Genomic DNA, 25312 nt, shown 5'->3' with positions numbered 1-25312 from the left:
TACCAAAAATGTACTCGTTGTACATAGTTTTTTCAATATTTACATAAATTTCATAATAACACACAACAAAGGCTTGACTTTTTAGGTGTATTTTTATACTAACTGATGTCTTTATTTTAAATAAACTTTAACAAGAGAAAATATTATGAAATTACCATATCTTTTTGCAGCTCTAACTGTATCTCTAATAACTATTTACGCTAGTGCCGGAGAAGGGGGAAAATATGGAGAGAAAGAAAATACTAATTTTTCAGTCTTTAAGGACGACTTTTCACATAATTCAATCGAGACAGGTACCTGGCTGACTAACGGGAGGGGGAAATTCGACATTTATGATGGTATTCTTAAAATTGCCGGCGGCTGGGTAACTGCCGGTGAGCAAAACTGGAGTAACTATTCTGTCAAATTCAGGGCAAGGGCTCCGAAAGATGCCCGCCAGGTGCAGATATGGGCGGGATTGCGGAATTACAACCGCGACTTCCGCTATGTTGCGGCACTTCGCGGCGGAAATAACAACCATCTGTATCTGGCAAGGTATGGGGCTGAAGGTTACGATAAGTTGTTGGCAATTGAGCCATTAGAGTTTTCTCCTTCCCCTGGAAAATGGTATATTATTGAGGTGGCGGCTGCCGGAGATAAGATAGCCGTATATCTAAACGAAGAAGATAAGCCCCGAATTGTTGTCAGCGACGAAGAGAGTCCGTTTATCAGCGGAAAGGCCTCACTGGGCGGCAGTTATATCACTACCGAGTTCGACTGGATCAAGATTGAGCCTTTAGCTCCGGACGCTCTTGACGGGCTCCGGAAAACCGAGAGCCCGGCCGAGAACTCTTCAACCAAAGAAGCAGAGAGGATAAGCCGGAGAGCCGGTTATAAACCTTTTTATCTGCAGGAAATTCCTGAAAACCGTGTTGAGTTAAAGCTGGATGGCAAATGGCTGTTCATACCTGATTATGAAGCCGGCGGCGAGCCGTTCACAACAGACTATGATGACAGCACAGCTCATGTTATGGATGTGCCCAATTTCTGGGTTCCTTTGCAGTGCTGGCTTGAAGGTGAGTTTACCAACGGATTCAATAAGGGCCAGAATGATAAATTTCATCGCATGGAAACGGCGCGTTGTGAGGCTTATACGTTTGATTACAAAAAAACCCGTTCCGCCTGGTACCGCCATTACATAGACCTGCCGAAAAATGCAATAGAGAAAAAGGTCGTAATAGAGTTTAACGGCATAGCAGTAGCAAGCAGCATCTATTTCAACGGCAATAAGATACATGATAATATCGGAATGTATATGCCGATGAAATTAGATGTAACCGACCATGTCACAGCCGGCAGAAACGTACTTGCGGTACATGTCTGGAGAAACTGGGACGATGAGAGCTCCGCATTGGTTGACGTTGAAAGTATAGACGATAATTACGCCGACGCATGGAATGTTATTGCTGAAGCTCAGCAGGGAAGGCTAAAAAAGCTCAGCAGCGGCCAAAGGGCACAAAAACTTCTTGATAAACATATTCAGAGAGGCTTTTACCGGGGCGACCCCGGAGGTATATGGAGAACCGCAAAGATCGTCATCAGCAGCAAACTAAAGATTGAAGACTGCTACTTTGTGCCCTCTATGAACGATGCTCAAATACAGGTTGAGTACTCAAACAGTGGTAATAAAGCTCAAGATGTTCAACTGACCTATGAAATTAACGATGCCGTTACAGATGAAGTTTTGTGCGGCGGAAGCGTTGAAAAAGTTAAACTTGCCGGTAAATCTGCCCGGACTGCGGATTTCAACACACCCAAAGTTTCACCCAAGCTCTGGGCACCTGGAAAACCAAATCTATACAATATAACTTTCAGACTCATCCAGAACGATGAGATTGTTGACTCTTTAACTGAAAAAGTTGGCTTCAGAACCATAGAACTCAGAGATGAGCAGCTGTATTTTAATCGCAGACCGCTTTGGGTTCGCGGCGCTAATCATATGCCCGGTCACATACGCCCCTATGACAAGGATCTGGCAGATAGGTTCATGCAGCTTGCACTTGATCATAATGTAATTGCTACAAGAACACACTGCAGCCCCTGGTCAGAAAAATGGCTGGATTCTGCTGACCAAGCCGGCGTAATGATATCCTTCGAGGGTGCCTGGCCATGGCTTATGCTCCGGGACATCCCAAGTGAAGAGGCAATAGAAATATGGAAACGTGAATTCACTGCCCTGGTAAAAGCAAACCGAAACCGCCCTTCAATATTTCTTTGGACTATGAATAACGAGATGAAATTTTATCTGCTCGGCGACAGCGATGAGGTCATCACCGAAAAGGGTTCAATACTCACAGATGGAATAAATGCGCTCAGGTCGGTCGACTCCAGCAGACCCGTAGTAGCCGATTCGGCGTATTACCGTAAGCATCTGGTCAGAAGCGGCCGTTATGAGCGAATTATAAAAGCCAACAATTTCGATGAAGGTGATATTGACGATCCACACGGATACTTTAACTGGTACAACAAGGGAACGTTTCATTTCTTTAACGGGGAGTTTGGCAGGGATTACTGCACTCCGGGCCGCCCTGCATTGGGGCAGGAGATATCGACCGGCTACCCCCGCTCAGACGACGGCCTTGCGACAAGGTTTTATCTTTTTGAACATCAGACACCGCAGACTACCGTCGGCAAGAAAGCCTACGAGCATTGTGACCCAGATTATTTTATCGGCCGACACAGCATGATGACAAAGGAGCTGGCGGAAATGTTCCGAAGAGTCGAACATGAAAACACTTCCGGAGTGATGCTGTTCGCTTTTGAGACATGGTTTTACAACACTCACCTCAGCGAAAGAGTTTCGCCTATGCTTACCGCCAGGAGATTAAAGACAGCTTACCAGCCGCTGCTCGCCAGTGCCGAACTTTGGGGCAGGCATTTTTACGCCGGCGACAACATAGATACCGACATTACTCTTGTTAATGACTCACTGGAATTTGCTGTTCTTAAAAGCCCTCTTGTAATATGCCGTATTCTGTATGGCAGTGAGGTGCTTGCGGAAAAAACTGTAAGTTACGATGATTTAGAATATTATCAGACTGCCAAACAAAAGGTATCCATAAAATTACCTTCAAAGCTCCCTGAGCTGAGAGTTGACTGCCGGCTTACTCTCACTGTTATTTCTCAAGACGTGCTGATTTCCGAAAACGAATATGACATAACCGCGGCGCAAAAAGACTGGGCTATGGGCAGCGGGGCAAATACTTCTTTGACATATTATATGCTGGAAGGCGACGCCAATGCACGGAGACTTTTGGATTTTTACGGCCTGAATGCCGTTGACGTCCAAAGTCCGAAAGAGCTTGTAGGCAGGAAATCCGTACTTATTATTGGCGGGTTTGAAAATATGCCTCTAAGTTATGAGAAAACAGCTGACTTTGTAGCATCGGGCGGTAACGCCATTCTGCTGAACAACGGCCCTGCCGTGGTTAGGCTTTTTCCTGATAAAGTACTGGCTTACAAGAATTACAGACATGAAATAGTGACAATGAATTATGACGAAAGCAAAGTCTTTGACGGAATTGAACCCCTTGATATTGCATGGTTTAGTGATGGACGAAATGTTCCCTATACAGCAGGCGGAAGATACACAATCGACCGTTTCAGCAATGATATAAAAGCACTTGCCGAAACACTCGAGTGGCACGGTTACCTCAACTCACCACTTGATTATAAGAAAATTGGCGGCTGCCCTCTGTTTACCCTGCGACATGGAAAAGGCAGAGTTATTGCGGCGCAGATTAGAACCGATGCAATTGAATTCGACCCTGTCGCCAGCAGATTGATATTGAACATTTTGAAATATGATTTCAAAGAAAACCAATAAATTACAAAAAAAATACAAAAATTAAAACATAGCACTTGACTGGTTTGATTTTAAGAATAAAATACCATAGTGGTATAACAATTGATCTGTTTTAAACATAATCCCAACGAGGACTGAACAATGACCCCGGAATCAAGTTTATTATCTGATAAAGCTTTGTCAAAGAAACGGGACAGCAAGCCGGCAAAAAATAAGATTAAATGTCATTTCATCTCTAACACTCACTGGGATCGCGAATGGAGATTCTCCATGCAGCGAACCCGTTATATGCTTGTTTACATGATGGATATGCTTCTTGATACTCTTGAAAAATACCCTGATTTCAGCTCTTTCCATTTGGATTCTCAGACAATACCCATCCTTGATTACCTTGAGATACGTCCTGAAAAAGAGCATACGATCCGTGAAATGGTTCAGAATAAACGCCTTTTTATTGGCCCCTGGTTCTGCCTGCCGGACGAATTTTGTGTTTCGGGCGAATCAATTATACGAAACCTGCTTTTAGGGCATAAGATTGCCGGAAAATTCGGCGGCATCAGCAAAAGCGGCTATTCACCTTTCTCATGGGGCCAGATTTCCCAGATGCCCCAGATTTACAAGGGTTTTGGCATAGACTTTACCGCCTTTTACCGGGGCATAAATACGCTTGTCGCCCCTAAATCCGAAATATTCTGGCAAGGCCCGGACGGCTCGAGGCTGGTTTGCTCCCGCCTGGGCAAGCGTCCACGCTACAATGTGTGGTATGTTATTCAAAGGCCTGTGTACTGGAATCAGCAGGATGTGGACGAGCGGATTGTCAGCTGGGACAGCGGCGGCGCTTTCAAGATTATCGATTCTCAAGGTAATCTTCTGGACGCTCAATACACACATGCTCCATTCAATTATCATAAACAGAATATTTCCAAGTTTGCTCATCAGGCAATTGAGGAACAGAACGAGGACTGGTCAACCCCGCACCGTTTCTGGTCTTGCGGGCATGATTCGTCCTGCCCGGATATGCGCGAAATCCAGATGATCCGTGACTGCAATGAGGCACTTGGTGGAACAATAGATGTATTTCACAGCAATTTTATGGATTTTCAGCAACAGGTTATCAGAAACATTTCTGAAGACGCTCCTGTAGTCAAAGGAGAGATGCGGCACTACTTCACCGAAGGAAGTACAAGTGTACTTTACGGCTGGGTAATATCAGCAAGAATGGACATCAAACAGGATAACTTCAAGACTGAAAATGATTTAACAAACCTCGCCGAGCCGCTGGCTGTTTATGCAGCACTCTTGGGGGCAGATTTTCCGGGAGGCTTCCTTGATGAGGCGTACAAATGGCTGCTGCAGAACCACGGCCACGATTCCATAGGCGGTTGCAGCAGGGACATTATAAGTCAGGACATGCTCTTTAGGAGCAGACAAGCACGTGAGATAGCGGCTTGCATAACAGAGACGTCACTGGCAAAGATTGCCGGCAGTATTGACTACAGTGACCTTATAGGCAGAGAAATTCTGCCGATTCTTGCCTACAATCCAGCCGATTTTGCCAGGCGTGAAATAGTCAAGGCGTATATACAGGTGCCGGATTCGTGGGACAGCCAGGGCATCAAGATAACCGATACACGCGGGAATAAAATAGATTTCCAGCTGATGCGCACAGAATCGCCCTTTTATCAGATAGTACAGTCGCCAAACGATACCGCTAATATGTTCCACATGAAGCGATACGAAGCTCTTCTCGATATTAAAAATGTGCCGGCAAACGGCTATTCGAGTTTCTTTGTAAAGCCCGTAAAAAATGAGATTCGCCCCTGCCGCAAAACAATGCTCAGCGGCGAACAGACGATGGAGAACGAGCACCTTAGAGTTACGGTAAATTCAAACGGCACTATTGATCTCTTATATAAAAAGACCGGCAGGCAATACAAAAATCTGGGCTACTTCAGGGATTCAAGCGAAATCGGCAATCCCTGGGAACACAAAAATGTGGCTAACGAGCAGGTGTTTACTACACTTAACCAGAACGCCAGGGTCTCTCTTGTCTCAGACGGTGAGTTAGAAACATGCCTCAAAGCTGTAATTGACTGGTCCCTGCCCGCCGCCCGGACACCAGATGACAAGTTCAGAAGCGAGTTTTTCAGACCCTACGAAATCACGAATTACTACACTCTGCGTAAAGGCAGCGATTATGTTGAGATAAAAACAGAACTTGAGAATAATGTTGAAGACCATTATCTCCAGGTTTGTTTTCCGACAGGCATCAACGCCGACACAGTACATGCCCAGGGGCAGTTTGATGTGCTGGAGAGGCAGATAAAACTGCCTGATCCCGCGCTTTTTGATGAGGATATCCAGACCGAGCAGCCCATGAACAACTTCGTTGATATCAGTGACGGCGAGAATGGTCTTGCATTGCTAAATGAAGGGCTCAAGGCTTACGAGGCACAGGATAATCCGCAGAGAAACTTGAACCTGACACTTCTTCGATGCTTTCCGATGCGTATATGCGTGACCCAGGAAATGATAGACTACAGCAGTGTCGATAGCGGCTCGCAGTGTTTGGGCAGGCACAGCTTCCGTTACGCGGTGATGCCGCATTCGGACGGGTGGAATCTTGGAGGCGTATGGGAGGCATCTGAAAAATTTGTAAGGCCCTTGCGGGTTTGCCAGACAGCTCCGTCTAAATACGGTACAGAGCCTATGTGCAAGTCGTTTGTTGAGATTGAGCCGCAAGGCGTTACTTTAAGTGCAGTTAAACGTAGTGAAACCGGTGACGGCTGGGTAATCCGCCTGTTTAACAGGCTCAATAAAAGTGTATCGGGACGAGTACGCTTTAATGGAGGGAAACAGGCCTCTAAAAGCTCTTCGCCGGTTGAGCAATTGAAGAATGAATTCAATATCCCCGGTACATCAGCTAAAATGTGGCAGAAGGCAATCCAGGTTACACTCGAAGAGCTGCCGGAAAAAGAGCTTGAAATAGACCCGGACGGATGGGTTCATGTGGCTCTTTCGGGGAAAAAAATATTAACAATAAAGTTTAAAAGTGAGGTTTAACGCCGTGAGTATTGACAGAAGATCATTTTTATACGCAGGGATTGGAACAGCCGTACTTGCAAACAGTAATCGTGCATTGGCTGCAGCGTCCCGGAAGGCTCAAACCCGTATTGTACAAAACGGCAGAAACGTGCTGATGATTTGTGTGGAGGATCTACGAGATGTTCTCGGCTGCTATGGAAACCCCGTGGTCAAAACACCCAATATCGACCGGCTTGCAGCAAAGGGTGTCCGTTTTGAACGGGCCTACTGCCAGTTTCCGGTATGCAATCCAAGCCGATCTTCTTTCCTGACGGGATTGCGTCCCGATACGACAGGTGTTCTTGGCAATGTCGTCTCGATGCGTGAGCTTAATCCGGATGTAAAGACACTTCCCGGCCTCTTCCATGATAACGGTTACCATACAGTAAGGCTTGGCAAGATATTCCACGGCACCGGAGAGCATGATGACCCCGCCGCGTGGGATCAGATGTTCGACCCGGATGACAGCCCTGCCGCCAACACGGGCGAAAGCCGCAATATGACCGGCGGAGCCGTGAAATGGTGCAGCTGGAGAGCTGCACAGTGCGGCGACAGCGATATGAGTGACGGCAAGATCGCCGATATAACCGTTGATCTGCTTGGCAAACATCGCAGCGAACCATTTTTTATAGCGGCCGGATTCCACAAGCCGCATGATCCCTTTAACGCTCCAAAAAAATATTTTGATATGTATCCGCTTAATGAGCTTGTACCCGTAACTGACCCTTCCAATAAAACGGCTGAACCGGAGATTATATTCGGCAGCGAATGGAAAAAGGCTTTTGAAAAGTTCACAGACCATGAAAGAAAAGAGTTTATGCGCAGCTACTATGCCTGTGTAAGTTTTACGGATGCCCAGATAGGCAAGATACTTGACCGGCTTGACCGCGACAACCTGTGGGATAATACCATAGTGCTGTTTTTGGGAGACCACGGCTATAACCTGGGAGAACATGGCTGGTGGAACAAAAACGTGCTTTATGAGCATTCAGCACGCGTTCCCATGATAGCTCATGTCCCCGGCGTAACAAAAGGCGGCGGCTCTACACGGGGAATAGTCGAACTTGTAGATTTGTATCCGACATTAGCTCACCTGTGCGGCCTGGAACACGACTTCGGACTGGAGGGAATTTCGTTTGCCCCTCTTATTGCCGAGCCTGCCCGGGAATGGAAAGAGGCCGCTTTTACTCAGGTTCAACGCGGAGATACAGCCGGACGCTCTGTAAGAAACAAACGCTGGCGATATACTGAATGGGGCGATGACGGCCGCCGCGGGAAAGAGCTCTACGATCACAATAATGATCCCAGTGAATACTTTAATCTGATAGATACCCCAGGTCTTGAAGATGTTCAAAAATCCATGAAAGAACTGCTTAAAAACGGCCGCAACAAACTCGTTGAGACAATGGTATGAAAAAAAGAGTTTTCTTAAAAATATATGCTCAAGTATCATAATAACTTGAAAAAAATGCTTACGGCAATGGCAAAAACCGAATCTTTGGACAAGGCGTTGCTTCATTTACTTTAAAATAAAGAATTTAGCAACATTAAAAAAAATATTAACAATTTTGGAAATAATGATTGACATGCTATACATGTTTGGGCTATAATATTTCCATAATTAATTTTTGAGGTTTAAACATGATCAAGCCCGTTGATAAAAAGTTCTCAAGAGGAAATCAAAGCCATTCTTTGAAACCATCTGCATTTCGCGGTTTCACACTGATCGAACTCCTGGTTGTCATTTCAATAATAGCGTTGCTTATGGCAATCCTTATGCCGGCGCTGTCCCGCGTTAGGGAAAGCGCCAAAACGCTTACCTGCCAGGCGAATGCAAAGCAGATCGGCACGCTGATAGCCCTCCACCAGGCTGACAATAACGGCAAGGTGCCTGTATTGTTCAACAGACACTGGGCGGATTTAACTGTTCCCCCTAGAACTATCTCTCTCTCTCTGGCCCTTAAAGACTATTGTCCTGAGCTAAAAGGTCTTCCCGATACTCTTGACCCTGAGGGGATCAGAGGCAACTGGTATGGAAGTAACAGAAGAGGTCTGCGGGACGAATACTTTGAGAGTTACCTGCCAAAATACTTTGTATGCCCGTTTATTCGAAACAAAAGTGCCGGTATCGACACTCAACGGGGCAGCGTAAATATATCGGGCAAGATATTCGATGAAACTAAAAGAGTCGGCTTTTCTGATTCTTACAGTGTATGGCGATGGAAGAGGCCCAAATGGAACGGTACCGACCAGCCTTGGACAGTTTACCCGATGGGTACCCCGCATGGTACTATCAAATACGGTACAATGACATGGAACAGCTATGATTCCGCTAATGGTAAGAAACCCAGCCTCCAGGAGATGCTTGATTCTCCGGTTCAGTGGGATTCGAGTGCTGCCAGGAGGATTAAATCCGCAGGCCTGGCAGAGGCGACTGTTGTTTTCTGTGAGGCAGGCCAGTATGACAACTATGCAGACAACGACCCCCACGGCTCGATATGGAACTACGGCAGCCATAAGAGAGGTAACAGCGGCGGTACAACCGTACTTTTCGCAGATACACACGTAGGCTGGGTCGAAGGAACCAGAGTTGGCTGGCCATAGACCTGCATTTATTAAAGTCAGAATACATTTAATGGCTTCGGCTGAACAATCATAAATTTGTTAGTGGTACTCTTATAGTAAGAGTCAATAAATATTATTTTTGTCGTAAGGAGAAAACGATGACAACTAAAATAAGGATTTTATCAATATGTGCGCTTGTCGCGGTTGCATTCGCAGGTGTAGCATCAGCTGATTTCAGATGGGGCTGGACAGACCCTGCTCCAGCGAACTGGGATACCCCCGGAAGATGGACTGAAAATACTGCAGGCTGGGTAACAACAAATAACCTTCCCGGCAGCGGTGATAAAGTCGTGTTTGTAAACGACAATGGCGCGGAATGTACAGTTGTTACTAATGAAGTAATAAATCAGCTGGTTTTAGGGCAGGACGGAGGCGGCGTAGCTGCACCGCTGACTATCGCAAATGGCGGCAGCTTGACAACCGGAGTTGTCTGGTCTGCTGTCGGCTACAACGCAGGAACTGCGGTTCTGAACGTTGAAACTGGCGGAAGCGTCACCTTTGGACAGCACCTGTGGGTTGGATTCAATACGGGTTCTACCGGTATTATTAACATCAATGGCGGAACTGTTAGTGTCAGCGAGCAGATTGGCCTTGGCTGGCCGGACGGTAACGGCAGCGGTATTGGGTTTGTCAATATCAATGACGGCGGGCTCTTAGATCTTTACCAGATGCACCCAACAAACTCAATTATGGATGGCTCTGCAATTGATATAACCGGCACAGGCAGAATTGAAATATTGGGTCACCAGGACATACTCGAAAGCTATATAGCTGCCGGCAAAATACTTGGTAACGGTGTCGTTGGAAACGTCCAGATATCTACTGAGGACACAGGCGAAGCTCAGCTATTGAGCATAGTTACTGTTCCTGAGCCTGCTACAATGCTGTTTGCGGCACTTGGCGGGTTGTTTATCAGAAGAAAACGCTAAAATTTCTCTTTAACGTATAACCGGGCAGGGGGATTTTTGAACTCTGCCCGTTTTTTTCAGATATTCAGGTATAAGTCTGCATGATCTGATATTATACATAAAAATCAGCGTTGAGCTTTTTAATAGAGGCTTGTAAAATAATAATTATTGTATTGTTATAAGGATTGGAATTATGACAACGAAAATAAAGATGAGTTCATTGTGCGCATTTGTGATTATGCTCGCAGCATCTCTCGCGTCGGCAGATTTCCGATGGGGCTGGACAGATAAAACTCCCGCCAACTGGGATACTCCCGGCAGGTGGACTGAAAACACCGCAGGCTGGGTTCAAACACAAAATCTGCCCGGAAATACGGACAAGGTTGTATTCGTAAATGACAATGGCGGGCCGTGCACAGTCGTAACTGAGGAAGTAGTAAATCAGCTGGTTTTAGGTCAGGATGGCAGCGGCATTACAGCACCACTTATAGTAGCCGACGGCGGCAGCATTACCACAGGCGTAGCCTGGTCTGCTGTTGGCTACAACAAAGGATTTTGTACTTTGACCGTCGAAGCAGGCGGCAGTGTTACATTCGGCCAGCATTTGTGGGTAGGCTTTTTGAAAAATTTAGATGAGACATTCAGTACCGGCACTATCGACATATATGGTTATGTTCGAGTAAATGAAATGACCGGTCTTGGCTGGAATGGCGGCACTGGTTTTATCAACGTTTATGACGGAGGTATCCTCGATCTGCATAATTTCAATGCTGAAGGTCTCTCCGATCCTACAAAAGATGTTTCAATCAATGAAAATTCTCTTATCAACATTTTATCCGGCGGCACTATCTACCTTGACGGCAACCAGAAGAGCAAGATTGATGCTTTTTCTGATGTGGACAGAATCATCGGCTGCGACGGAGAAGGAGAGGTAGTTACTGTCTGGGACGAGGCGATGGACAAGACAATTGTAACCGGCATTATTTCCCTGTTCGACCTGAGCAATATCACCATCACAGATGCCAGCCGGCATATAGTGCCAGAGGATGACCCGGAAACCACGGAAGACGAATCCCTGGAGTTTGCGATCGAAAACATGTTTGAGGACGGTTACACTGTCAATGATATGCAGACAATCTTCGAGGCTGATCCGGCCGGAGCAGGCGCGGTTTACTATGTTGAATTTTCGACAAACCAGCCCGCAAAGGTCAATACCCTGCGGCTTCAAATGAATCAGGATCCCGAACCCGAGCCTGCAAGAGCGATCAATTATTTCAGACTGCTTGCCAAGAGTCTGGGCAGTGAAACTTATGATATTGTCTTGTATGGGCAGCCCATTGATACTCCTTACGATCTCACAGATATGACGATGGATGTTATGTTCCCGGTTGTGGCGACTGATTACCGCGTTGAGTTCACCGGCAATGATGACCAGGGGCCGCGTATCCAGGAACTTTCGGCAACCGGTACCTTTGAAGAAGACCTGAGCACTATCTCTCAGGTATGGGAGACAGCAAGGTTGTCGATCATTGACAGTGCACCAGTTAAAGGCGACTTCCCTGCGGCAAACAGCTTTGAAGAAGGTGAAGGCGTTGATTCGCTTCAAACGATATTTGAAGACAATATACCCGCTGACAGTGATTCCCTGCTCGGACCTAATATTTACTATATCGACTGGGCAACAGACAATATTGTAGAGGTAGAATCTCTATCATTCAAGGTTAGTCATGACGCTCTCGAAGAGCCTCTCCCGGGTGTGGAACCGGCAGATCCCGACAGAGCAGTAAACCATGTTACAATCAGGGCGATGTCCATTAATTCGGATACCTACGACGTGGTTCTGTATGACGGCGATGTTCCGGTACCCAATGACGGCCCGTTCATCGGTCAGGCGGTGCTTGAGACTCCGGTAAGGGCGCGGAATTTCCGAGCTGAATTCACCGGGCATATAGAGGCATCGGGCCCGAGGATCAACGAACTTGACGCGGTTGGGCGTATTATCCCTGAAAGCTACTTTGATCTTACCGGTGACGGTATGGTCAATAACCCCGACTTCGCCGTGATAGCTGCCGACTGGCAGCTGGACACATCGGCTACAGAGTCAACCGTCATTGACGACTTTGAGTCCTATACCGATCTGAACAACAGTAATTGGGAGATTGAACTCGGAGATTTCTACTCTGCCATCAGCCTTATCACAAATCCGGCAGAAGCACACGGCGGCAGCAAGGCCCTTCGATGGGAGTATGACGTTGCAGCAGGCAGCGAGTATTCGGATATAGCCGGTATCATATTGACGCTTGATACTCCACTGAATCCGGCCGATTACTCCAGGATGACAATCTGGATCAATCGCGGCGCAGAAAACGGTGAGGTATCATCTTTTGCTGTCAATCTGCTCAGTGCAAACGATGCAGTATTGGCTTCGGCAGTCACTGCTGTTGATGAGCCGGCGGGAGTATATGAACAGCTGGTCGTTGACCTTGGCTCCATTCAGGCCCAGGCGGGTGATATTGCCAAAATCAACCTGCATATAACCAAGGATACAGGAATCACTGGCGGTGCAGGCGTTATCGATATTGACGACATAGAGGTCTCAGCCGCTTGCGAAAGCCCTCTTGCTGACTATAACGGCGACTGCATTGTCAATTTTGATGATATTGAACTGATGCTTCGTGAATGGCTTCAGGGAGCATAATACTAAATTTAGCTGATAACCCTACAGGACAGGCGGTTACAGGGTAGCTGCCTGTCCTGTTCATTTTCTAAAACTGTTTAAGAAGTGGATTATACTCATGACCAAATATCCCAGAATCCCCTGTTCTCTCCAACGTATAAATAAAAAATTCATATCTCTAATTAAAATACAGACAAAGCGTTTGCAAGTTTGGAGTGATATAATCTGGATTCTGCCTGTGCTGATAATTCTTCTCGAAAGCATTGCCGGCGGGGTTGAAACTGCGGTGTGGGATCCTGCCGCGAACGGTGTTTACCCTCCCTTGCAGGGTGAATGGGCTGAAGGGGCGAACTGGACACCCGGCGAGGTTCCCGGTGATTTTAAGGCCGTGTTTAATATTGGCGGCCAGGCGGAATGCCTCGTTTCTGATGTTCAATCATCAACGATGATGGTTGCCGGGGATAACGGCGACCTGGATGCGGGCCTGATACGAATCATAAGCGGCGGCAGCCTCACAACCGGACGCTCGACTCAGGGCGATAAAACATGGTCAGCAATAGGCTACAACCGAAAAGCGAAGATGATCGTTGAAACAGGAGGCACTTACAACGCTGCGGAGCATCTTTGGATTGGATATTCCGCCGGCGGTCAGGGAACCTTGGTGGTTAATGGGGGTAAAATAAACGTAGAAGGAACATTGGGCCTGGGCTGGTCCGGCGGAACAGGATATGTTTATATCAACGGCGGCTCTATCAATATCAGCGGTTTTCACGAAACACGCTCGATCAGCGGAGACTCTTGCATTAACATAAAAAAGGGAATGATAGTTATTGAAGGTAATTACACTTCGAGTGTATATGATTATGCCTCAGATGGAAAAATAACCGGTTACGACGGAACCGGAGAGGTTGTTGCTGATTACGACCAGACATTCCCGGGCAAAACTACTATAATGGCAACTGCACTCGAGACAGACCCTCCAACACCCAATCCGGCTCTCTTTGCTGAAGAGCCCAGAGCGATCAGTGATACCGCCGTCACTATGACCGCGGCAGCAGGCTCTGATTTAAACGAACCCTTGGAGTACTTCTTTGATGAAATTACCGAAAATCCCGGCGGCTCAGACAGCGGCTGGGTGAGCTCAACTACCTACACCGATTCGGGACTGGAGCCGGAAACACTATACAGCTATACGGTCAAAATGCGAGATGCCGCAGGAAATGAAGGACAGGCTTCTCCAATTTATAGCGCTTATACCTGGACAACGGATACAGTTGTTATAGTATGGGATCCGCAAGCCAATGGGATATTCCCGCCTGAAACAGGCAGCTGGGGAGATTCACAGAACTGGACATCTGCATCTTATGCACGGCCGGAGGGAAACTTTAAATGTGTATTTAACAGACCCGGCGCGGCAGAAGCTGTGGTTACAGGCTCACATTTCTGCCGGCAGATAGTACAGGGTGACGGAGGTGAAGGGGGAATAATCCGAATTGCACAAGGCGGAAATTTGACCACCGGGGAGCTATGGACCGGAATTGGTTACAATTACCCTGCTAAGATGATTATAGAAAATGACGGGGTTTTAAATACAGGGGGCCATCTTTGGATTGGATTGAATTCCGGCGGCATAGGCACACTCGAAATCAACGGCGGTGAGGTAAATGTCTCACAGAACTTTTCTCTCGGCTGGAACGGCGGAAATGGGATTGCTCAAATAAATGAGGGCACTTTGAACCTCAGTTACTGGGCGGGTGTAAATGCTATTAAGGGCCGTTCCAAAATGGATATAAGCAACGGGGTTGTAATTATTGGCGGCGGCGACCAGACAGGCGTTATCAGTGATTTTATCTCAGAAGGCAGGATAACGGCTTTTGGCGGAACGGGAAAAGTAATCTATGATTATAATATAACAAATCCCGGCAAAAATACCATAAGAGCTATAGACGGAGTTGCTGGAGATTTTAACAATGACGGACATGTTAACGGTTCAGACCTGGAGATTTTCTCTGCCGACTGGCTTGTTAAAGACTGCGGCAGTGAGGCTGATTTAGACAGTTGGTGCACTGTTGATTACCGTGATTACGCTATTATCGCGGCCAACTGGCTTAAGAGCTCTGCCGCTGACTGGCAGATAGAAGAAACTTTATATACTACAGATGATTATATAGTAACCCCCTACCGCGCAGAAAATTTCGGCATTGTCGCTGACGGTGTTACAGATGTAACGGATAAAATACAAGCTGCGCTGATCTCAATCAGCAACCTGGGCGGAGGCGCCTTGTTTTTGCCCGAGGGAAAATATAAAGTTTCCGGGAACCTGACTATACCATCTCGTGTCACACTTCGCGGCGATTGGCAGAAACCAACTCCCGGCAGTCCGATCACCGGAACTATAATAATGGCATACGCCGGTAGAGCAAATGAGAACGCTCCGCCCTTTATCAGCTTGAGCGGCAGCTCGGGCGTAAAGGGAATAAGTGTATGGTACCCCGAACAGGAACCTGACAATATTCAGCCATATCCGCCGACATTCCAGCGTATTTCAGGGTCTAATTTTACATTAGAAAACGTAACTTTTGTTAATTGCTACTTTGGTTTTACATCATATCAAAATTCAACAACGGCACGGCCATTCCTACGCAATATTTACGGAACACCTCTTAAAACCGGCATTGAGTATGACTGTCTGGCAGATATCGGCAGGATCGAAAGTGTACATTTCTCGCCGGCTTTCTGGGCAGGTTCAGCTCTGCCCGGCTCACCGACATCTAATGAACACGCCTCATGGATATACAACAACGGCACGGGCCTTATAGTCCGGCGTATCGACTGGTCGTATTCATGCTATGTTACGGTAGAGGGTTACAACATAGGCTTTGCTCTCAGACCCTCCAGATATGACGGCAAACACCCCAACGGACAGTCATACGATTTTACTCTTAAAAACTGTAAGACTGGTATTTATGTTCAAGCCAATGCGTATGCAGGTTACCAGTTTACCCGTTTTGATATTCAAAATGCACAAACAGGCGTTTTTCTCAGTGATGAGTATAATGAAGCGACAATGTTTCACACATGCAGCATAAACGCAGAATCAGATGCGTTATACAGCAAAGGCCCTGCAAGGGTGCTGATGATGTCCTGCCATATCCAGCAGGGAGCTGTAAGGCTCGATGGCGGTTACATCTCTGTTATAAACTCAAATTTTTCATCTTCAGGCACCAATCACATAGAGCTGGCCGAAGGCGTTCACGGGGCATCTATACTGGGCAATACATTTGCCGCCTCGCCGCAAATAGTGAACAATACCATCTATCCTGTCCACGTTGATCACAGAGAACTCTCCATTGACCCGCTGCCGGCATACGACTACAAAAAGCCTGATAATCTCCCAAAACCATCCAGGGCAGAGGTTTATGTGGTCACAGAAGAACCCTACAATGCCGCATCTGACGGCTCTGCGGATGCCGCGGCTGCTTTTCAGTCCGCGTTAAACGATGCCGGATCAAACGGCGGCGGTATAGTATTTGTGCCCGGCGGCAATTATTCTTTGTACTCCAGCCTCAATGTTCCGACTGGAGTTGAGCTGCGGGGAATATTCGATACCCCGCACGAAACACGCCAGAAGGGAAGCCTGATAAATATTTACGCAGGACGTAATAATCCCGACGGAACTCCCTTTATTCAGCTCTCGGCGGGAAGTGGATTACGCGGCCTGACATTTCATTATCCTGAACAGGTATATGATGGATCTGATACTCTCAATTATGGTATGGTGCCGTATCCATTTCTTATTCGGGGTCTTGGCTGTGATGTTTATGCCGTCAACCTGGCGGCAACAATACCATATCAGCTTTTGGATTTAGCAACACACCGCTGCGACAGGCACTATATTGACTATATACTCTCAACCGCACTCAAAACAGGCATCCATGTCGGCGGCGGTTCTACGGACGGCCAGATCCATAATTGCCAGTTTAACCCGTCAGCCTATACGCATCAAGGGGCATACTACGAAAGCATACCATATGGTACCGCAGATAATATCCATAAGATACTCTGGCGGGACGCGGCTCCATACCTGTTCGGCAACATGAACAATCAAATTCTGCATGAAAATTTTGTCTTTGGCGGCCGCAGAGGGTTTCATCTTGTCAAGGAGGGAACTTCAGGGCCTTCCGGCTATTGTCTGGGGATGGGTGTGGATCAGTGTACTAACGCCTTGCAGATTGACCATATAGGCATCCAGGGCCTCGATATGATCAACTCCCAGATAGTCACGGTTAACGGCACTTCGGGGCGTTACCTCGAAACAGGGCCGGACCTCGAGAGCGTCTTTAGAATGTTCTGCTCAGCCGGCTGGGGAACCCACCAGTACAGTGCGGTTATAAATGGCGGTGATGTCAGGCTCCAACTTTTCCATCTTGCAAGAGACGCAGAGCAAGGCACATTTAAGATCAATGAAAACGGAAACTTGCATAACCTTGGCGGCAATTTGAGCGATTACCTCTCACCGCCGCGGCCCTTCCTCTCGATTGATCAGAATGCGAATGGATTGTTCATTGGCAATATCATAAACACCAGCCAGGACCAGATGCCGGCAAATACAAACAACGTTACCAGCATAGGAAATCTAAGGATTCAGTGAAAATCTCGTAAACCTAAGCCTTCACAGTTATTCATAACTAAACTTAACTTCAACAATGAGTTTTGCGTTAATTCCTTTCTATAGAATAAGTTAAATTGAAAACGCATTTGGCTCTTCTGGCTGCAAACTCACTTTGAGCAAATTCAAGGCTTTCTGCTGCCGTGCTGTCCAAAAACTCATAGCTCCGGCAATTACTACCTGTCAGTACCGTAAAAAATCAAGCAGTCCTTCTGTAACTTTTTATAAGCCGCCAAGGCAGTCTTTTCATGCTGCCATGCCTCGTTTTGAAGTGTCAATTCCTTTCCGCAATAAACTCATGATCTTAGCTATTACCGAAATTGTCAGCCATTTCTTAGATATAGAGTTGTGCTGTTAAAATCCTCCATGGCAAAATAATAACATAAACATTGACTGTTCAACAATTAAATGACATAATATCAGCATAATTCAAGAGAGTTATGAATATTTTACCACACGCCTAATTTAAAGCGCCGATTGACACTCAAAATGCAAATTACGTCTCTGGACACATAAGTGACACGCTTACAATGACATAAACTTGTGTGTCAAGTGGTCCTACGCTGGCTTAACAACCACATACGGTCCTTCCAGTTAACATACTTGACCGAGTTGCGGATCATGTGCACTATGCAGAGCTGAACCTGTGTCTGGGGAAAGACAGACTCAATCGCCTCTGGAAAGCCCTTGAGGCCATCTACGCAGGCAATAACGATATCCTTGATGTTGCGATTTTTAAGCTCAGTAATAACACCTAACCAGAATTTAATGCTCGGATGAGGGATGAATTGATCAACGGTGAGATATTTTTATCCTTGGTAGAGCTAAAATATGTTGTAAACCGCTGGCGGATGGATTATAATCACTATCGTCCTCACAGCTCTTTGTCAAGTATGACACCGGCTGACTTCGGACGGCTGTGTATCGAAACAGGTTGCTGCAAAGACAGTATAAATAATGTAGTTTCAAGACAGAAATATGGATTCAGTAAAGAGGAAATATTTTAATTAACACTGGACTAAAAAATGGGGCAGATCAGGATTGTATTTGAATATTCTTAAAGGAGGAACTTAAATGAATAAATCAAGAATTGTTTTCACAAACTGGTTTGAGAGTATTATTAAGAGAAATATAGCTATTACATCATCACTGTTTACAATAATGCTATTCCTGCTTTTTTCTCATAATATTGTAACTGGTGGACGTACTAAACATTTGCAGACATCAAAGAAGTCCATAGGAATTCCATCTCAAGCACAGAATAACATTGACAAGCCTGTCAAACTTTCAGGAGACGAATGCATTACGGGTGAAATACTAGTCAAATTAAAGAAGAATTCAGTCTCAGAACAGAAACTTGTGGCATCAAATCAAAAGGCCACTAAAACAGCTGATAACGACCTAAGCTCTCTTGAGATAATTCTCAAAAAACATCGTATTGACAAGGCTCACCAATTGTTTTCTCGGTTTAAAAAGGATTTACCGAAGAGTAAAAAGGGAAAAAAGCCTGTAAAACCATTTAAAGGAGCCGCAGAGCGATCAGATATGTTTCGCTGGTATAAGCTTATCGTTCCGACTGGTGCCAACGATCAAGAAGTATTGGAACAGTTATTGTCAGATCCAGACGTTGAGGCAGCTGAGTTAAATCACGAATGGCGACTTGCTGTTCTGCCTGAGACAGCTACAGACCCAGGTTACATTGATCAGTGGTACCTAACAAACATACGTATACAAGAAGCGTGGCAATATCTGGAAAGCACGGGAGTTAATCCCGGTGGTAGTAGAGATGTCATTGTAGCTGTAATAGATACTGGTGTTGACTATACGCATGAGGATATTGTTGGGAACATGTGGATAAACGGCGGGGAGATTTCTGGTAATGAGATTGATGATGATGGCAACGGTTTTGTTGATGACATGTATGGGTGTAGCGTAGTATCAGATGAAAGGAGCCACTCGGGAGATCCGATTGACTTGAACGGCCATGGGACACATGTAGCCGGGATCATAGGAGCAACGGGCTTTAATAGTCGTGGGGGTGTAGGTGTTGCATTCAACGTACAAATCATGGCAATTAGGTCAGCTCAATATAGTGGAGCACTTGCAATAGATGATATTGCCGAAGGCCTGATGTATGCAGCGGATAATGGAGCAGATGTCATCAATATGAGCTTTAGCAGTCCACACCGATCTCAGATCGTTGAAGATGCTCTTTCCGTTGCATTTAGCCAGGCCGTATTGGTTGCTGCTGCCGGAAATGATGCAGCAAAAACCGAAGATGCACCCAATGTACCTAAATCGCCACACTACCCTGCTGCCCTACCCTGGGTTTTAGGAGTTATGGCATCGACACAAAATGATGGGGTTGCCTGGAATTTTTCGAATTACGACAGCTGGATTCCAACACGTATTGAGTATGAGGCATTGGCACCTGGGGTCGAAATATACAGTACCTTGCCAAATAATCAATATGCAAAATGGAGCGGTACGTCGATGGCTACCCCGATTGTGGCAGGAATTGCGGCACTTATAAGATCAGTTTACCCTGACCATGCAGTGTATAGCAACAGATTCATAATGGGTCAAATTGCGGGCTCAAGTTATTATAGCGAAGGCAGTTTCCATATTGTAGATGCCTACTCAGCAGTCGCCGAATCACCTGTTCCAGAGGTATATCCCTTTGAGGACTGGATATTTGAAGACAACTCAATTGCCGGCAATAACGATGGAGATGGCAGGGTTGATGCCGGAGAAACTGTACACCTGGCAATCGAGTTGATGAACCGCTGGGGTTTAGCTGAAGACCTGATGGTAACGGTCGAAGCTCGGGCCCCTGGTGCTGTGTTGCCAGATCCGTATGTCAATATTGTTACCGGAACAGAAACGTTTGACTATGGCGGAATTGGTTCTTTCAACACGGTGGACAATGGTCTTATTTATGACGACGATGGAGTGATAGTCGGTGTGGAGAATCCATTTGTATTCACAGTGGATCCTAATTGCCCGAATGATCACATTGTTTACTTTACAGTGACAATTAATTATCTTAATGCATTGGATCCTGATGACCAAAATAATTATACTCGAACAGGATACCTGCATATGCCAGTTCAGAGAGGTCGAGATGTACCATCTGTAATCAGCGAAGATACGGAACTTACTGCCGATGATTACTGGCTAATAACTGGGCCGGTTCTGGTTGAACAACAGGCTACATTGGCTATTAGTCCGGGGACGCAAGTTCAGTGGGGTGGAATGAGTGAGGATCCGTATAACCCCGGGCCACAGACAGGAAGCGTCCTCGTACGAGGCAAACTGCTTGCAGAAGGGACAGCTGAACAACCTGTATCCCTTTTCCCATCGTATATGGTGAGCGGCCAGACTACTAACATAACTGTCGAGAACACTGGTTCTTGTAATCTGAGTTATACGAATATTAGAAACCCCAACCTTACGGGAATTAACTGGATTGATCACTGCTATCTTGATTGGGATGCTTACCCCTCCATGATCAATGCAGGCTACATATCAAACACTATATTTCATAAACTATGGCGAGATCCGTTCCAGCGTTGGAAACCAATGTCCCCCATACTAACAACCAATTACGACACATGCCTGTTTAATGCAGGCTGGCAATGGCCTATGTTTGGCAGTAATCTCGTTAATTGCACATTTCTGCAGGATAATGAAGAAAACCATAACGAGGAGAAACATCCAATATCAATAACCCCTCCAGTACAGAATTCAACATTTGAAACACTAGGCAAGGACCCTGATGGTGCATATCCATCCGACCTTTTTATAAATCTTCAGCAGATTTATGGGGCAGCGTATGTAGCTTTGCCCATGGAGTGGCCATCGTCGGAATTGGCAGAATTAATTGCCAGTTATTACGGTGGACATGTGGCTTCGATCTTAAATTACGAAGAAGAAGAATCCGTGCGAAACTACTTAGACACGGAAGCTAATATGTGGTGGTTCCACACAGGTGCTAGGGGTATTTCATTTTGTATAGGACTAACTTTTGATGAGAGCAGCAACACTCATATTTGGACAGATCAAAACCCAGTTACATATACTAACTGGGCGACAGGATATCCGGTGAGTTTACCCCCACAGTTAAAACAAAATGTCATAATTGCACGTACAAACGAAAACGGAACTGTTTTATTCCATCAAGATTGGATCAACGCAATTAAAGCCAGTTCCCAAAGAAATGAAGATGGATGGCTGGTATCCCATACCGTATTCATCCTAAAAATGCCGGCAGGAATATCTATGGACGATCTGCTTGGGCCAGTTGAAAATGGTAGCCTTGGAGCTTATGTTTTAGAGAATCAGAGTTCTGAGACCCTCGACCCGGTTCGCTATAACGCATTTCTGAGTCAATATTGGGATCCCAACCTGGACCATTGGATGCGAATTATCGCCCCCGCCAATAATTATGAAATGACATGCTACCTGCATAATAACTTCTGGGGCACTGATTCTACAACACTTATCGATCATGCTATCTGGGATTATTATGATGATTTCACAAGTGCTCGTATTTACTACGGCACGCCACCGGAGAATGGTTATGAATCTACATATCCGTTTGTTGAAAGGGTCATGCTAAATGGTACCGACAGCGAAACTGTGCCAGTATTTGGTGCTGAGCAGATCACATTCCAAGTAGTGTTTAATCGTGATATGAATTCCGATACTCAGCCCTTTGTCTCTTTTGGACCGATCACACCATACACTGATTTTATGGTCAGTCCTATAGGTGATGGATGGGTAGACGCCCGAACCTGGGAAGGCAGCTTTACTGTGACCCCAATGACAGGTGATGGTTATCATCAAATGAGAATTTCAGACGCGGTGGCGGCTGACGACCCGTGGTTGGTAACAGGCTATGATGTTGGACGTTTTAGATTTGATTTAAAAACTATGGGTGTTGCTGCTATGACACTTCAGGCCTCTGGTGGCGAAGGACGCATCGATCTGATGTGGCAACAGGATGATTTTGACTTATTAGCCGGGTACAATCTCTATCGTTCAGATACTATAGATGGGGTATATGAACAAGTTAATGGTACAATCATTCCTGTTGGCTTGGAATCTTATGCTGATACGGGTGTTGCTCCGGCTGCTCCCAATTTCTATAAATTCACTGTGGTACAGACCGATTTGGAAGAATCCAATTTTTCTAACATAGCATCCGCAGCAGCTTTGGATACTATAGTTCCTGTAATTGCTCATGCCCCCAAAATGAATGCAGTTCCCGGACTCAGCATGCGACTTACTGCCGATGTTACGGATAATGTGCGAGTAATGAATGTAACAGTATACTACCGGGCATTGAACAGCGAAGATGAATACAAAAGCGTCTCCATGGAGCATATGACTGGAGATCAGTGGACTACTTCAATTCCAGGTTCAGGGGTTCAGCCACCAGGACTAGAGTATTACATTATTGCTAGTGACGGCATCAGTAATACCTATGACGGAACAGCTGCACTTCCACATACAGTAATTGTTACAAATACGCCTACTTTGGCATCTGTAACACCAAATTACGGACCAGCTGCAGGTGGTACTTCAGTTAATTTGTCAGGTGTCCTTTTTCAGGAAGGAGCAAGTGTGTTCTTTGGTGAGGTTCTGGCAAGTGATATTGTCGTATTAAGCGGCAACCAAATCATATGTACCGCCCCTCCCCACTTCCCGGCTATGGTCGACGTCAGGGTCGCTAACCCAGATATTACAGAAGCTATCTTCTTAAACGGCTTCCAGTACAGGGACGAGGGAGTAATACTGTCCATGCCTGTCACATCTGGAAACCTGGGTACATTGGCTGAACTTGAACTATCAGCTGCAAATGTAAGCGGTTTGAGTGCAACAACGGTAAATATTACCTTTGACTCAACCGTTCTATCAGCTCAAAGTGCCACTACTGGAACATTAACTGCAGGATGGTCATTTTCTGCCAATACAAGTACACCCGGAAGGGTATCAATTTCGATGGCTAACGCCTCTGAAGTAAGCGGTACAGGCACGCTGGCTCGCATCACCTTTGAAGTCAATGGTACTCCGTCTGCATCCACAGCTTTAACAATAGAGTCTGCAGAGTTGAACGAGGGGACAATTTCATACGATTTGAGTCACGGCTCATTTGTCGTAAACGGTTTCTTTTCCGTCTCAGGAAACGTATCCTACTTTGGCGGAGGGAGCGTCCCTGATGTCAGTTTATCTATGGTTGGTGTTGGAATCCATTCAGATGTGTCCGATGAAGCCGGCTTATTCTCGATTTCGAATGTGCCGACAGGCTCATATGCACTAACACCAACTAAGAGCAACGATATTAGTGAAATAACTAGTTTTGACGCCTCACTTATCCTTCAATCTGAAGCTGGATTACGATCCTTATCATCGCAAGAAACTCTGGCCGGGGATGTAACCCGAAATGGGACGGTTTCATCTATGGATGCTTCGTATATACTTAAGAAGGCAGTCGGGTTAATAGAAGTGCCATTTCCTGGTGCTGGAAAGGTGTGGGATTTCAATCCTTCCGAACTGACTTTCCCCTTGCTCAATGGTGACCAGAACGACCAGAACTTTACTGCTATACTTATAGGAGATGTTTCAGGTAACTGGAAAGCCAGCAGCCCCGAGAGCAATGCTCTCAAACTGTCGTCAATTGACAATGGAACCTCCAATGTGAAACTAATTCTGCTGGATGAGATTGGTAAAATCGACGGTCAAGTGGTTGTTCCTGTTCAGGCAGAACTTGTTAATGCTGAAGTCTACTCAACTGACTTGACAGTATCCTACGACTCGAATATCCTCGCTGTTGATTCTGTAACTAGCGGGGAAGTAGCTGGAAATATGGCAATTGCATCAAATATTGAGGATCAGCAGATTAGGATTGCTTTAGCTGGGGCCGAACCTATAACTACTGATGGTACAATTGCAAAGATTACTTTTAAAGTTATTGGTATGTCAGATTCAGCAGTTCCAGTATCGTTTCTAATTGCAAAAATCAACGAAGGCAATCTTGAAACAACAGTTCAAGACGGATCTGTAAAGACCAAAGTTTCTCTCGCTGATTTTAATGGAGACAAGGTAGTCAATATAATTGATTTTGTGTTTCTTGCGAATTCTTGGCTCAGTGAACCTGATGATACCAATTGGGATCCGACCTGTAACATATCACAGCCTACATACAATATAATTGACGTTGGAGATCTTGCAACTCTAACAGATGATTGGCTGTTAATTCTACAGGATACTGATATTTAAAGGTTGCCAAAACGCAAGTAGGGTGTTAAGCGGCGCTGAAAACAGGTCATTTTGAAAGGACGTTTTGCCGTAGAGTCGTTATATTATCGATATTATCTGTACTTGTCAACCACTCATGTGTGCGAATTTTTTTTTGCACTTTTATCCAGCTCTTTGGCTGCTCCAGTATGCATTTCACAAATTACTATGCTCAAGTGCAGCTAAAGAGTAAGGTCTCGACC

Annotated in this window: 9 protein-coding genes and 1 pseudogene; 9 read left to right on the top strand and 1 reads right to left on the bottom strand. The window is 45.9% G+C overall.

Annotated elements, in window-relative coordinates:
- Positions 1–145: 145 nt before the first annotated feature.
- The 7 genes from SMSP2_RS03885 to SMSP2_RS03855 all read left to right on the top strand — a co-directional run bounded on the left by SMSP2_RS03885 (position 146) and on the right by SMSP2_RS03855 (position 17789).
- Complete coding sequence (locus SMSP2_RS03885) at positions 146–3865, top strand: glycoside hydrolase family 2 protein (protein WP_146682703.1); 3720 nt, start codon at positions 146–148, stop codon at positions 3863–3865.
- 120 nt (positions 3866–3985) lie between these two features.
- Complete coding sequence (locus SMSP2_RS03880) at positions 3986–6907, top strand: alpha-mannosidase (RefSeq protein ID WP_146682702.1); 2922 nt, start codon at positions 3986–3988, stop codon at positions 6905–6907.
- Positions 6908–6911: 4 nt separating this feature from the next.
- The gene (locus SMSP2_RS03875; RefSeq protein WP_146682701.1) at positions 6912–8342 is read left to right on the top strand and encodes a sulfatase; all 1431 of its coding nucleotides are present in this window, start codon (positions 6912–6914) and stop codon (positions 8340–8342) included.
- 227 nt (positions 8343–8569) lie between these two features.
- Entirely contained in the window at positions 8570–9532 is a 963-nt protein-coding gene (locus SMSP2_RS03870) for a type II secretion system protein (protein WP_146682700.1), read from the top strand.
- 119 nt (positions 9533–9651) lie between these two features.
- Positions 9652–10482: a PEP-CTERM sorting domain-containing protein gene (locus SMSP2_RS03865; RefSeq protein WP_146682699.1), complete on the top strand. Its 831-nt coding sequence runs from the start codon at positions 9652–9654 to the stop codon at positions 10480–10482.
- Between the two features lie 172 nt (positions 10483–10654).
- Positions 10655–13159, top strand: a complete 2505-nt coding sequence (locus tag SMSP2_RS03860) for a hypothetical protein (RefSeq protein WP_146682698.1) — start codon at positions 10655–10657, stop codon at positions 13157–13159.
- A gap of 217 nt (positions 13160–13376) precedes the next feature.
- Entirely contained in the window at positions 13377–17789 is a 4413-nt protein-coding gene (locus tag SMSP2_RS03855) for a glycosyl hydrolase family 28-related protein (RefSeq protein ID WP_186804844.1), read from the top strand.
- Between the two features lie 575 nt (positions 17790–18364).
- Here the strand turns inward: SMSP2_RS03855 and SMSP2_RS03850 are convergent.
- Positions 18365–18574 (bottom strand): annotated as a pseudogene (locus SMSP2_RS03850) (transposase); the annotation flags it as partial.
- Between the two features lie 9 nt (positions 18575–18583).
- On the opposite strand from SMSP2_RS03850, the gene SMSP2_RS15225 reads away from it, so the two are divergent.
- Both SMSP2_RS15225 and SMSP2_RS03840 read left to right on the top strand, forming a co-directional pair.
- On the top strand, positions 18584–18814 hold the full coding sequence (locus tag SMSP2_RS15225; RefSeq protein ID WP_146682696.1) for an integrase core domain-containing protein: 231 nt from the start codon (positions 18584–18586) through the stop codon (positions 18812–18814).
- A gap of 67 nt (positions 18815–18881) precedes the next feature.
- On the top strand, positions 18882–25091 hold the full coding sequence (locus SMSP2_RS03840) for a S8 family serine peptidase (protein ID WP_146682695.1): 6210 nt from the start codon (positions 18882–18884) through the stop codon (positions 25089–25091).
- Positions 25092–25312: the final 221 nt, after the last annotated feature.

The organism is Limihaloglobus sulfuriphilus (assembly GCF_001999965.1).
Taxonomy (GTDB): domain Bacteria; phylum Planctomycetota; class Phycisphaerae; order Sedimentisphaerales; family Sedimentisphaeraceae; genus Limihaloglobus; species Limihaloglobus sulfuriphilus.
This window is presented reverse-complemented; position numbering and strand designations above follow the sequence as displayed.